The organism is Prauserella halophila (genome assembly GCF_024171895.1).
GTDB lineage: Bacteria > Actinomycetota > Actinomycetes > Mycobacteriales > Pseudonocardiaceae > Prauserella > Prauserella halophila.
Genome location: NZ_JAMTCQ010000008.1, coordinates 841,980 through 854,205 on the forward strand (window position 1 = coordinate 841,980; position 12,226 = coordinate 854,205).

The following is a 12,226-nucleotide window of genomic DNA, read 5'->3' on the forward strand; positions in this document are numbered from 1 at the left end:
CTCGTGACCATGTCCGACACGAACGAATCCACCGCGATTCTGGCCGCAGGCACGCCGTGCTGGATCGAACTCGCCACGCCCGACGAATCCGCCGCCCGGGCCTACTACGAGCAGCTGTTCGGCTGGACGTTCGCCGTCAAGCGGGACCCGGCGACCGCCACCCATCGCTACAACATCGCGACCCTCGACGGCTGGGAAGTCGGCGGCATGTACCAGACGGGCCGCAACCAGCCGACCGGCTGGATGCCGCACCTGTCCGTCACGAACGCCGCCGCCACGGCCGAATGGGTGCAGCACCTCGGCGGTGTCGTGACGCTCGGGCCCGTCGACATTCCCGACCGCGGCACGATCGTGCACGCGCTCGACCCGAGCGGCACGCCCGTGGTGTTCTGGCAGCTCACCGACAGCTGGACGTTCGCCAGGACCCTGCCCGGCAGCTTCAGCGGCACCGACCTCAACACGCACGACGCCGCTCGCGCCGACGACTTCTACGACAAACTCTTCGGCTACGCCAGCCACCAGATCGGCACGGACGGCATCGACTACCTGGAGTGGCGGCTCGGCGCCGAACCCCTCATCTACCGGTACGTCCTGCCGCCCGAACAGGCCGGATACAGCCCCCACTGGATGACCTACCTGCAGGTCGACCCCCATCGCGGCACCGACGCGGTCGCCGGCCAGAGCCTGATGCTCGGCGGCTCGGTGATCACGCCGCCGTTCGACACCCCGTTCGGCCGCGTCGCCGTGCTCGCCGACCCGGCCGGTGCGATGTTCTCGGTGGTCGATCACAGCTGCCCCGTCGACCTCGGCATCGGCCGCGCCGAGGTCGACGACCCCTACGACGACTGACCGTGCCCGTCACGCCGGGCGGCGCGCGCGTCAGGCTGGGACGAAGGCGCTGAGCAGCAGCCACGACGCCAGCGCCGACGGCAGCAGCGAATCGAGGCGGTCCATGAGCCCGCCGTGTCCCGGCAGCAGGTTGCCCATGTCCTTGATGCCCAGGTCACGTTTGATCAGCGATTCCATCAGGTCGCCGAGCGTCGCGGTCAGCACGATCGCGATGCCGAACAGCACACCCTGCCAGGCGAGGCCGTCCACGAGCAGCGACAGTGCCAGCGAGCCCGCAGCGATGCCCGCGACGAGCGAACCTGCGAAGCCCTCCCACGTCTTCTTCGGGCTGATCGACGGCGCCATCGGATGCCGGCCGCGCAGCACACCCGCGATGTAGCCGCCGGTGTCGGAAGCGACCACGACGAGCATGAACGACAGGACCCGGCCCACGCCATCGTCCGGCGGCACGAGCATCGCCGCGAACGAGGCGAACAGCGGCAGGTACGCCGCGGCGAACACCGACGATCCGACATCACGCACGTAGCCGTCCGCACCGGCAGGCAGCCGCCACAGCAGGCAGACCAGCACCGTCACGACGAACGCCGTCAACGCGCCTTCGCGGCCGAACGGCCACGCCAGCCAGATCATCGCCTGGCCACCGACCAGCACCGGCGTCATCGCGATCCGGATGTCGGCGACCCGGCGGAACGCCCGGCTCAGCTCGACCGTCCCGATCGCGATGGCGACCGCAACGATCCCGATGAACAGGTACCGGACCGTGAACAGCGACGTCAGGATCGCGGCGCCGAGCAGTACGCCCACGCCGATCGCGGCGGGGAGGTTCCGCCCGGCCTTGTCCTGTTTCTCCTGTTGCTTCGTCCGGTCCGGAGCCGGCTCCGGACCGGACGGCTCGCCCGGTGAGGCGCGCCGCTGAGGCGCCTCACCCGGCTCTGGCGATGCGGCGTCGTCGCTCTCGTCCGGACGCCGGCCAGGATCGGCAGCACCGGAGCGCCGCTCCCGGTCGTCGGTCACGTTCGGCATCAGACCTCGAGAAGCTCGGATTCCTTGTGCTTGACGAGCTCCTCGATCTGCGCCACGTACTTGTCCGTGAGGTTCTGCAGTTCCTTCTCGGCACGTGAGACCTCGTCCTCACCGGCTTCACCGTCCTTGCCGATGCGGTCGAGCTCGTCCTTCGCCTTCCGCCGAACGCCGCGGACGGAGACGCGGGCGTCCTCGCCCTTCTGCTTGGCGACCTTGACCATCTCCTTGCGCCGCTCCTCGGTGAGCTGCGGGATGACGATGCGGATGATGTGGCCGTCGTTCGTCGGATTCACGCCCAGGTCGGAGTCCCGGATGGCCTTCTCGATGGCCCCGAGCTGCGACGCGTCGTACGGCTTGACCACGGCCATGCGCGCCTCGGGGATGTTGATGCTGGCCATCTGATTCAGCGGAGTCGGCGCACCGTAGTACTCGACCGTGATGCGGGAGAACATCGCCGGGCTCGCCCTGCCGGTGCGCACCGACGACAGCTCCTCCTTGGCGTGAGACACCGCCTTTTCCATCTTCTCTTCTGCGTCGAAGAGCGTCTCGTCGATCACGGCTGCTCCAGGTTCGTCGGTGTACTGACCAGTGTCCCGATCCTCTCACCGCTGACCGCACGGGCAATGTTGCCCTCGGTGAGGAGGTTGAAGACGATTATCGGCATGTTGTTGTCCATGCACAGGCTGAACGCCGTCGTGTCGGCCACCTTGAGGCCACGCTCGAGTACCTCGCGGTGAGTGACCGTGTCGTACAGCTCGGCACTCGCATCGACGCGCGGGTCGGCGGTGAACACACCGTCGACGGCCTTGGCCATCAGCACTGCGTCGCATCCGATCTCCAGAGCACGCTGGGCTGCCGCCGTATCGGTGGAGAAGTAGGGCATGCCGGTGCCGGCGCCGAAGATGACCACCCGCCCCTTCTCCAGGTGGCGCTCGGCGCGGCGCGGAACGTAGGGCTCGGCGACCTGCCCCATCGTGATGGCGGTCTGCACCCGCGTCGGCACACCTTCCTTCTCGAGGAAGTCCTGCAGTGCCACCGAGTTCATCACGGTACCGAGCATCGCCATGTAGTCGGCGCGGTCACGATCGAGACCGCGCGTCGACAGCTCCGCACCGCGGAAGAAATTGCCACCGCCGATGACGACCGCGATCTGCGCACCGTCGCGGACGACCTCGGCGATCTGCACGGCAACCGAGTGCACCACGTCCGGGTCGACGCCGACGGAGCCGCCGCCGAACATCTCACCGCCGAGCTTCAGCAGCACTCTCCGATAACCGCGTCCGGGCCGATCGGTCTGTCCTTCGGTCATATCCGGTGGTCCCTTCAGCGTCTGCGGTGGCCGATCGGACGGTGTCAGAGTCGGTCGGATCTCGGTCGGTCGGATCTCGGTCGGTGCGGGTCTCGCACATGTGCCCCGCCTCCGGCCTGGCAGGAGACGGGGCACATGAGTGCGAACGAACTCAGGCCTGGCCGACCTCGAAGCGGACGAACCGCGTCACGGTGACCCCGGCCTCGTCGAGCAGCGCCTGCACGGTCTTCTTGTTGTCCGTGACCGACGGCTGCTCCAGCAGGACGTTGTCCTTGTAGTAGGCGCCCACCTTGCCCTCGATGATCTTCGGCAGAGCCTGCTCCGGCTTGCCTTCCTCGCGGGCGGTCGACTCGGCGATCCGGCGCTCGTTCTCGACGACGTCGGAGGGCACCTCGTCACGCGTGAGGTACTGCGCCTTCAGCGCCGCGACCTGCAGCGCCGCACCGCGAGCGGCCTCGGCGGCCGCTTCGCCGTCGCCGGTGTACTCGATGAGCACACCGACCGCGGGCGGCAGGCCGGAGCCGCGACGGTGCAGGTACGTCTCGACGTTGCCGCCGAAGTACGTGACCCGGCGGACCTTGATCTTCTCACCGATCTTGGCCGAGAGCTCCTGGACGACCTCGCCGACGGACTTGCCGTCGACCTCGGCGGCCGTGAACTTCTCGAGATCGTCGGTCTTCTCCGACTGGGCGACCTGGACGAGCTTGTCGGCCAGCTGCTGGAACTCCTCGTTCTTCGCGACGAAGTCGGTCTCGGAGTTCAGCTCGACCAGGGCACCGCCGGCACCTGCCACCAGGCCCTCGGCGGTCGAACGCTCGGCACGCTTGCCGACGTCCTTGGCGCCCTTGATGCGCAGGATTTCAACGGCCTTGTCGAAGTCGCCTTCGCTCTCCTCCAGCGCCTTCTTGCAGTCCATCATGCCGGAGCCGGTGAGGTCGCGGAGGCGCTTGACGTCTGCCGCGGTGTAGTTCGCCATCGTGCGTTTCCGTTCTCTGTCGCTGGATGCGCAGGTGGTATCGGTACTGGATCAGGAAGCGGTGCTCTGACCCGCCGCCTCGGAGCCGGCGAGCAGCTCCTGCTCCCACTCGGGCAGCGGTTCGGCGGCGGCCTCGGGCTTGTCCTCACCCTCCGGAGCGGCGCCGTTGCGACCGGAACGCGCCATCAGACCGGCGGCAGCGGCCTCGGCCACCACCTTGGTCAGCAGGGCGGCGGAGCGGATCGCGTCGTCGTTGCCCGGGATCGGGTAGTCGACCTCGTCCGGGTCGCAGTTCGTGTCGAGGATCGCCACGACCGGGATGTTGAGCTTGCGCGCCTCGCCGACGGCGATGTGCTCCTTCTTGGTGTCCACGATCCAGACGGCGCTCGGCACCTTGGACATGTCGCGGATACCGCCGAGAGTCCTCTCCAGCTTGTCCTTCTCGCGGGTGAGCGTGAGGATCTCACGCTTGTTCAGCCCCACGAAACCGCCGGTCTGCTCCATCGACTCCAGCTCCTTCAGGCGCTGGAGGCGCTTGTGCACGGTCTGGAAGTTGGTCAGCATGCCGCCGAGCCAGCGCTGGTTCACGAACGGCATGCCCACGCGCTGGGCCTCCGTCGCGATGGCCTCCTGCGCCTGCTTCTTCGTACCGACGAACAGGATCGTGCCGCCGTGCGCGACCGTCTCCTTGACGAACTCGAACGCGCGGTCGATGTAGCTCAGCGTCTGCTGCAGGTCGATGATGTAGATGCCGTTGCGCTCGGTGAGGATGTAGCGCTTCATCTTCGGATTCCAGCGGCGGGTCTGGTGCCCGAAGTGCACGCCGGAATCGAGCAGCTGCTTCATGGTGACGACGGCCATGGCCTGATTCGCACCTCTTCTGTCTGGGCGTACCGGACGTCTCGTCCGGTACGCGGGCCGGTTGTCGCGGTCCACCGGGTTCGGTGGCCGCCCTGGTGCCGTGCCGGCGTCCGGACTCCCGGGAGTACTCGGTCCGGGAGACCGCCGGGCACCGGTGCCCCGATCGCAGCTCGACGCCGCTCACGGGGCGCGCACGTGCACGCGAAGTCAGCCTGTGTGAACACAGACTGCGTCGAGTAGTGTACGCCGCCCGGCTGTCGGCGCTCGACCCGGACGCCCGAGCGCCGCGAGTTGTCCACATCGGGCTCGGCTGTCCACAGATTCGCAGCGCACGACCACACCCGACGTTCCGGGCGGCCACTCTGGGCGGATGAGATTCCGTTCGACCGTACGAGGGCCCGCGGGCCCGCCGCCGCACGCGCGCACGACGCGGCCGGCTCCGGAGGCGCCGGGCGGCCGAGCACGTGCCGTCACCGCGGCCGCCGCCCTCACTCCCGCCCTCACTCCCGCCGTCGCCACCGTGGTCGCGCTCCTCATGGTGGCGACTCCGCCGGCCCCCACCCCGGCACCCGCACCGCGGTCCGCGACGACGGTGGCCGGGGCCGGAACGGCCGTCGGCGCCGCGGCGCAGCCTGCGGCCGACGTGACGTTCGCCTGGCCGTTGGACCCGCAGCCCGGTGTGGTGCGCCCGTTCGACGCGCCGGACAGCGAGTACGGCCCGGGCCACCGGGGCGTGGACCTCGCGGCCGCGGCCGGGCAGCCGGTGCTCGCGGCCGCGGGCGGACGGGTCGTGCACGCAGGCGACCTCGCGGGCAGGGGCGTCGTGTCGATCGAGCACCCCGACGGCCTGCGCACGACGTACGAACCGCTGTCGGTGCAGGTCGATGAGGGCGACCGGGTCCGCGCGGGCCTGCCCATCGGCACGGTCGCCCGCGGCCACGACGACTGTGCGGCCGCAGCCTGCCTGCACTGGGGCCTGCGCCGCGGCGAGCGGTACCTCGACCCGGTCACGGTCGTACCGCTCGCCGGCGCGCTGCGGCTGAAACCGTGGCCCGGCTGAAGGCCGACGCGAACCGGATCAGGCCCCGGACTGTCCCTGGAGTTTCGCACGCAGGCGCAGGACCGCCCGGGTGTGCAGCTGACTGACCCTCGACTCGGTCACGCCGAGGACCTTGCCGATCTCGGCGAGCGTCAGGCTCTCGAAGTAGTAGAGGCTGACGACGATCCGGTCCCGTTCGTTGAGCTGGGCGATGGCGTCGGCGAGCTGCTTGCGGTTGTCACGGTCGACGAGCACGGCGGCCGGATCGACCGCGTCGTCGTCGGGCAGCGACTCGACGACCGACTCGCTGTCCCGGCCCGCCGCGACCAGCGTCTCGAGCGCGACGACGCTGGTGAGGCGCAGCTGGCCGTAGAGGTCGTGCAGTTCGTTCAGCGAGATGCCCAGTTCCGTGGCGACCTCGGCGTCCGTGGGAGTCCGGCCGAGTCGCGCACCGAGCCGTTCGAGGGTGCGTTCCACCTCACGGGCACGGCTGCGGACGACGCGCGGCACCCAGTCCTGTGAACGCAGGTCGTCGAGGATCGCACCGCGGATGCGCTGCATCGCATAGGTCTCGAAGCGCAGTCCGCGATCCGGGTCGAACTTCTCGATGGCGTCGACGAGGCCGAAGATGCCCGACTGGATCAGGTCCGCGACGTCGACGTGCGTCGGCAGACCCGTACCCACCCGGCCTGCGACGTATTTGACCAACGGGGCGTAATGCAGCACCAGGCGGTCACGGACCCGCTGGGACGGCTCGGTGGCGAACTCGTGCCACAACGCTTTGATCGCTGCGTCCGCCTCTGCCCGTCCCCCGCCGGCGCCGGAGCCAGTGCCGGAGCCGGCGCCGTGGCCGTCGCCGGTGCCGTCGCCGGCAGCCGTCGTCGCGTGGCTCTCCGCGGTCGGCAGAGCCTCCGCAGCCGGGGCCGGGGACTGGGACTGGGACGGAGTGCGGCCCTCGCCGGCCGCACCGTTGCCGTACGCGGCAGCGGGGGTGCCGCTCTCGGCGGCCTGCGCATCGGTGCCGGGATCCGCGACAGCGGGATCCGCGACAGCCGGCGCATCGGTGACGGGCGGGCCGTGGTCGGCGCCGGACGAACCGGCGCGCTCGTGGACGGGCGCCGATTCGTGAGTGGACGTCACCGAATCACCCGCCCCACGCGCGACCGTACGGGCCGAAACTCCACCGGCGTCATCGGGCACGGGGGTGGGTTCGGTCATGAATCGCCTTCAGCCGCTCGACGGTCACATGCGTGTAGAGCTGCGTGGTGGACAGCGTAGCGTGACCGAGCAGTTCCTGAACGCTTCGCAGATCCGCTCCCCCCTCGAGCAGGTGCGTCGCCGCCGTGTGCCGCAGCCCGTGCGGGCCGGTGCCCGCCGCGCCGGGGACCGACTCTACGGCGTCGTGCACGACGCGTCGCACGGTCCTCTGGTCGATCCGCCCGCCCCGCGCACCGAGGAACAGCGCCGGCCCGGACGACGCGGTGGCCAGCGCGTCCCGGCCGGCGTCGAGCCAGGATCGCAACGCTCGTTCCGCAGGCAGCCCGAACGGGACCATCCGCTCTTTCGAGCCCTTGCCGAACACCCGCACGAGCCTGCTGCCGAGATCGATGTCGTCGACGTCGACGGCGCACAATTCGGCCACGCGTACGCCCGTCGCGTACAACATCTCCAGTAGCGCGTGATCGCGCAGCGCGACCGGATCCTCCTGCTGCGCACCGGAGGCGGACGCACCCAGAACGTCGGCGGTCTGCTCCTGCCGCAGCACCCCCGGCAGTCGGCGATGCGCCTTCGGCGCCGCCAGCCGGAGTCCGGGATCGACAGCCAGCAGCCCGCGGTCGGCGGCCCACGCGGTGAACGTCCGCACCGAGGCGGCCCGCCGTGCGAGCGTGGTGCGGCTGTGGCCCTCTCCACGCTGCTGCGCGAGCCAGGCCCGCAACACCTCGATGTCCAGGTCGTCGAGCCCGCCGGCACCGCCTTCGCCGTGAGAACCGTGCCCACTGTGCCCGCCATGAGAGTCGTCCCCGCCGGCACGGTCCGACCCGCAGGGCGCTCCTTCGGGCTCGCCAGAGTCGTCGGTGTCACCGGTGCCGCCGGTGCCACCGGCCCCGTAGGTGCCGCCGGTCCCGCCGGTCCCGTCGGTGTCGTCGGTGTCGTCGGTCCCGGGGGCCGCGATTCCGTGCAGGAACGCCAACATCGAGACGACGTCACCGGTGTAGGCGCGCACCGTGTGGTCCGACAGCCCCCGTTCGAACGCCGAGTGCCGCTCGTAGTCATCGACGACGGCTGCGACGCGGGCCGGCAGCCGCTCACGCAATCGGCGCAGGTCCGTGCGCCGACCGGCGGTGCCCGCGGCCGGTCGCCCGCGCGCGGTCGAAGAACTCATGCCGCCGACGCTGGGCCACTCCACCCATGGGGTCAAGCATCGCCACACCTCGATGATCAAGCTGCAATCAGCCCGGGCGAGGGCCGCGTTCCTCCTGTTCCGTCGCCCCGCCGAACGACGTCACCCGATCGGGGACGCCGGCGGCTCGTCGCCACCCGGACTCGCATCGTTCGGCGAACCCGGACAGTTCGAGTTCCGGCAGCAGCGCCCGCACGCGGGCGAGGGGTACACCCGATTCCTCGGCGACCGCATCCGGGGACCGGCCTCGCCGCTCCCCCAGCGCCTCGTGCACCCGCAAGGCCTGCGGTCCGAGCTCATCGGTGGGCCTGCGGGGGCGCGGGGCGGTGTCGGGCACGGCCTCGCCGAGCCGTCCGACGGTGCTCAGCACGTCCGGCACCGACGCGACCAGCGTCGCGTACGCCTCGCGGATCAGCTCGTGGCAGCCGACGGACGTCGCCGAACCGACCGGCCCCGGGACCGCCATGACGACCTTGCCGAGTGCCCCCGCCGTCGACGAGGTGTTGCGGGCACCGCTGCGTCTTCCCGCCTCGACGACGATGGTTCCCGCGGTGAGGGCCGCGAGCAGCCGGTTCCGGACGAGGAACCGGTGGCGCGCGGGTGGCGTGCCCGGCGGGTATTCGCTGACGACCGCACCACGCTCGGCGATCCGGTTGAGCAGTCCGACATGACCCGCGGGATAACCGGCATCGAGGCCGCAGCCCAGTACCGCCACGGTGGGCCCGCCCGCGGCCAGCGCTCCGCGGTGAGCGGAGCCGTCGATGCCGTAGGCCGCACCGGAGAAGACGGTGGCACCGTCGGACACGAGCCCGTACGCGAGTTCCGCCGCGGTGTGCTCGCCGTACTCGGTCGCCGCCCGCGCGCCGACCACGGCCACCGCACCGTCCACCACCTCGTCGAGTCGCGCCGCACCCCGGATCCACAGGCCCAGCGGCGGTGCCACGCCGTCCACCCCACGGCCCGTCGCCACCTCGAGCGACAGCAGTGGCCATGCGGGCCATTCGTCGTCCTCCGGCGTCACGAGCCGATAGCCCGCCTGCGCCGCCGCCGCGAGATCCCTGTCCGCCCGGTCCGTCGCGCGCCGCGCCTCGGTCTCCTGCGCGACCGCATCGGGTACCTCGCCTCGGCGCACCCGTTCGGCCGCATCCACAGGGCCGTGCCCGGCGACGAACGCGGCGAGCGCAGGTGCGGGTGGTTCGGCGGCCCCGAGCAGGTACCCGCGAGCGCGGTGCACGGCATCGGGGGTCCCGTCGCCGTGACCGCCCTCTCCGGGGTTGCACCCGTCCTTCATACCGCCCTCCTGTCCCGGAATTCCAGCGCCGCCGCGACATGGTCGGCGACGGGTTCCTCGGCCTCGTCCAGATCCGCGAGGGACCACGCGATGCGCAGGCAGCGATCGGCCCCGCGAGCCGTGATCGCGCCCCGGTTCAGCCCGCGGTCGAGCAGTCGCGTCACCTCCGCGGGCAGGGCGAACTCGCGACGGAGCACCGGGCCCGGCACCTCGGCATTCGTCTGCCAGCCGTGGTCCGACCACCGCTTCGCGGCACGTTCGCGGGCGGCGACGACGCGTTCGCGGACCCGCCCGGTCGGTTCGGCGGCCTCGCCGCCCGCCATGGTCATCGCCGTGACCGGGCGCATCCGCACCCGCAGATCGACACGGTCGAGCAGCGGGCCGGACAGCTTCGCCAGGTACCGCCGCCGCGCGGCCGGACTGCAGCTGCACTCCGTTTCCCGCGGGGGCGCGCACGGACACGTGTTCGTGGCCAGCACCAACTGGAACCGCGCCGGATAGCGCACCGATCCCCGTGACCGGGCGATCCGCACCTCGCCCTCCTCCAGGACGGTGCGGAGAGCGTCGAGGCGTTCGCCGCCGTACTCGGCCGCCTCGTCGAGGAAGAGGACACCTCGATGCGCCTTGCTGATCGCGCCCGGTGCCGCGATACCGGTGCCGCCACCGATCAGTGCAGCGACCGAGATCGAATGGTGGGGCGCGACGAACGGAGGCATCCGCACCAGCGGGGAATCCGGTTGCAGCGAGCCGTCGACCGAGTGCACCGCGGTGACCTCGAGGGCCTCGTCGTCACCGAGCTCCGGCAGCAGACCGGGCAGGCGCCTGGCCAGCATCGTCTTGCCGACCCCCGGCGGCCCGGTCATCAGCAGGTTGTGCCCGCCGGCCGCGGCGACCTCGAGGGCCCAGCGCGCCTCCGGTTGACCGACGACGTCGGCCAGATCCGCGTGCTCCGGCAGGGCAGGGCCGCGGTCCGGTTCGGCGCTCGCCAGCGAGCCCTCGTCGCACAACCAGGAGATGAGCTCCCCGAGACGCTCGGCGCCGACGACGTCGATCCCGCCGACCAGCGAACCTTCGGCCAGCGATTCGAGCGCCACGACCGCACGGCGATACCCGGCCTTCCGCGCCGCCAGCAACGCGGGCAGCACGCCGCGCACCGGCCGGACTCTGCCGTCGAGCGCGAGTTCCCCGAGCAGGGCCGTGTCCAGCAGCTTCGGCGCCGGTACTGCGCCCGACGCGGCGAGCACGGCCGCCGCGATGCCGAGGTCGTAGCCCGAACCGTCCTTCGGCAGATCCGCCGGGGACAGTCCGAGGGTGACGTTGCTGTCGGGCCAGCGCTGGCCGCTGTTGCGCACCGCTGCCCGCACCCGGTCCTTGGCCTCCCGCAGACCCGCATCCGGCAGGCCGACGAGCTTCGTTCCGGGCAATCCGGCACCGATGTCCGCTTCGATCTCCACCGGCCGCCCCTCGATGCCGATCAGGGCGACCGACCACGCACGTGCGAGAGGCATCAGAACGCTCCCGGGATGTGCCGGATCGTCGGCTCACCGACCGGCGGACAGTCCACGGAGAGCACGTCGAACCGGATCGGGCACCAGGACACCTGGAACTCCGACAGCCACCGTGACGTGATCCGCCGGATGCGCGCCTGTTTGTCCTCGGTGACCGCCTCGGCAGGCTCGCCGAAGCGGCGCCCGGAGCGCGTCTTGACCTCACACACGACCAGCATCGACCGGTCGGTCGCGACGATGTCCAGCTCCCCCTCGCGGCACCGCCAGTTGCGGCTCAGCACGATCAGGCCGCCGTCGGTCAGATATCGCGCAGCCAGGTCTTCGCCCCGGCGTCCGAGTTCGAGGTGGGATCGGCTGCCTCGGCCTGCCCGGGAACGTCCGTCTCCCGGATCGCGCAACGTGGTGCTCACTCGCGTTCACCCCCAAGGTCCGCGGCCGGCACTCACCGGCCCCGAACCCACGATCACCGGATCGCCGTCGCCGCGGCAGGGGGTTTCTGCGAAGTTGTGGACAACCGGGGCACTGTGGACAACCCGGCTGGCACGGGCAGGCAGTGCTCCGGTTCGTCGGGGGTCCGTGCTATCGCACCGACGCCCACGGCGAGACCGGGCGCCCGCCGGACGTCATCCGCCGAACGGGCCCTCCTCGGGCAACCGCAGCTCGGGCTTCTCCAGCTCCTCGACGTTCACGTCCTTGAACGTGATCACCCGGACACTCTTGACGAAACGCGCCGGGCGGTACATGTCCCACACCCACGCGTCCGACATCCGCACCTCGAAATACACCTCGCCGCCACTGTCACGCACCTGCACGTCGACGGTGTTGGCCAGGTAGAACCGTCGCTCGGTCTCCACGACGTACGAGAACTGCCCGACGATGTCGCGGTACTCCCGGTACAACGACAGTTCCATCTCGGTCTCGTACTTCTCGAGATCCTCTGCGCTCATCTGCTCCTCGCAAGCCTTGCAA

Annotated in this window: 13 protein-coding genes; 2 read left to right on the top strand and 11 right to left on the bottom strand. The window is 70.8% G+C overall.

Annotation, left to right across the window (positions count from 1 at the left end; translation table 11 throughout):
• Positions 1–9: 9 nt before the first annotated feature.
• Positions 10–849 (top strand): VOC family protein, encoded by an 840-nt coding sequence (locus LY41_RS04190; protein ID WP_253862467.1) that lies wholly within the window; start codon positions 10–12, stop codon positions 847–849.
• Positions 850–879: 30 nt separating this feature from the next.
• Here LY41_RS04190 and LY41_RS04195 read toward each other — a convergent pair whose 3' ends face one another.
• The 5 genes from LY41_RS04195 to rpsB form a co-directional block, all read right to left on the bottom strand.
• Positions 880–1,872, bottom strand: coding sequence for a phosphatidate cytidylyltransferase (locus LY41_RS04195; protein WP_253862468.1), 993 nt, complete (start codon positions 1,870–1,872; stop codon positions 880–882).
• Positions 1,872–2,429, bottom strand: coding sequence for a ribosome recycling factor (frr, locus tag LY41_RS04200; RefSeq protein WP_253862469.1), 558 nt, complete (start codon positions 2,427–2,429; stop codon positions 1,872–1,874). The genes LY41_RS04195 and frr overlap by 1 nt, the downstream gene beginning before the upstream one ends.
• Positions 2,426–3,181, bottom strand: coding sequence for a UMP kinase (gene pyrH / locus LY41_RS04205; protein ID WP_253862470.1), 756 nt, complete (start codon positions 3,179–3,181; stop codon positions 2,426–2,428). Before pyrH ends, frr begins: the two co-directional genes overlap by 4 nt.
• A 151-nt stretch (positions 3,182–3,332) precedes the next feature.
• A complete protein-coding gene (gene tsf / locus LY41_RS04210) occupies positions 3,333–4,157 on the bottom strand; it encodes a translation elongation factor Ts (RefSeq protein ID WP_253862471.1) in 825 nt (274 codons plus the stop codon).
• Positions 4,158–4,208: 51 nt separating this feature from the next.
• Positions 4,209–5,018 carry a 30S ribosomal protein S2 gene (gene rpsB, locus LY41_RS04215; protein WP_253862472.1) on the bottom strand — a complete coding sequence of 270 codons (810 nt, stop codon included), beginning with the start codon at positions 5,016–5,018 and terminating at the stop codon, positions 4,209–4,211.
• Between the two features lie 370 nt (positions 5,019–5,388).
• Here rpsB and LY41_RS04220 point away from each other — a divergent pair, with 370 nt between their 5' ends.
• Positions 5,389–6,078, top strand: coding sequence for a murein hydrolase activator EnvC family protein (locus LY41_RS04220; RefSeq protein ID WP_253862473.1), 690 nt, complete (start codon positions 5,389–5,391; stop codon positions 6,076–6,078).
• 18 nt (positions 6,079–6,096) lie between these two features.
• Here LY41_RS04220 and LY41_RS04225 read toward each other — a convergent pair whose 3' ends face one another.
• The 6 genes from LY41_RS04225 to LY41_RS04250 form a co-directional block, all read right to left on the bottom strand.
• The gene (locus tag LY41_RS04225; RefSeq protein ID WP_253862890.1) at positions 6,097–6,963 is read right to left on the bottom strand and encodes a FliA/WhiG family RNA polymerase sigma factor; all 867 of its coding nucleotides are present in this window, start codon (positions 6,961–6,963) and stop codon (positions 6,097–6,099) included.
• A 283-nt stretch (positions 6,964–7,246) separates the two neighbouring features.
• A complete protein-coding gene (locus LY41_RS04230) occupies positions 7,247–8,440 on the bottom strand; it encodes a tyrosine recombinase XerC (protein WP_253862474.1) in 1,194 nt (397 codons plus the stop codon).
• Between the two features lie 67 nt (positions 8,441–8,507).
• On the bottom strand, positions 8,508–9,749 hold the full coding sequence (gene dprA / locus LY41_RS04235; protein ID WP_253862475.1) for a DNA-processing protein DprA: 1,242 nt from the start codon (positions 9,747–9,749) through the stop codon (positions 8,508–8,510).
• Positions 9,746–11,257: a YifB family Mg chelatase-like AAA ATPase gene (locus LY41_RS04240; protein WP_253862476.1), complete on the bottom strand. Its 1,512-nt coding sequence runs from the start codon at positions 11,255–11,257 to the stop codon at positions 9,746–9,748. The genes dprA and LY41_RS04240 overlap by 4 nt, the downstream gene beginning before the upstream one ends.
• Positions 11,257–11,667, bottom strand: coding sequence for a YraN family protein (locus tag LY41_RS04245; protein ID WP_372493078.1), 411 nt, complete (start codon positions 11,665–11,667; stop codon positions 11,257–11,259). Before LY41_RS04245 ends, LY41_RS04240 begins: the two co-directional genes overlap by 1 nt.
• 213 nt (positions 11,668–11,880) lie before the next feature.
• The gene (locus LY41_RS04250; protein ID WP_253862477.1) at positions 11,881–12,204 is read right to left on the bottom strand and encodes a DUF2469 domain-containing protein; all 324 of its coding nucleotides are present in this window, start codon (positions 12,202–12,204) and stop codon (positions 11,881–11,883) included.
• Positions 12,205–12,226: the final 22 nt, after the last annotated feature.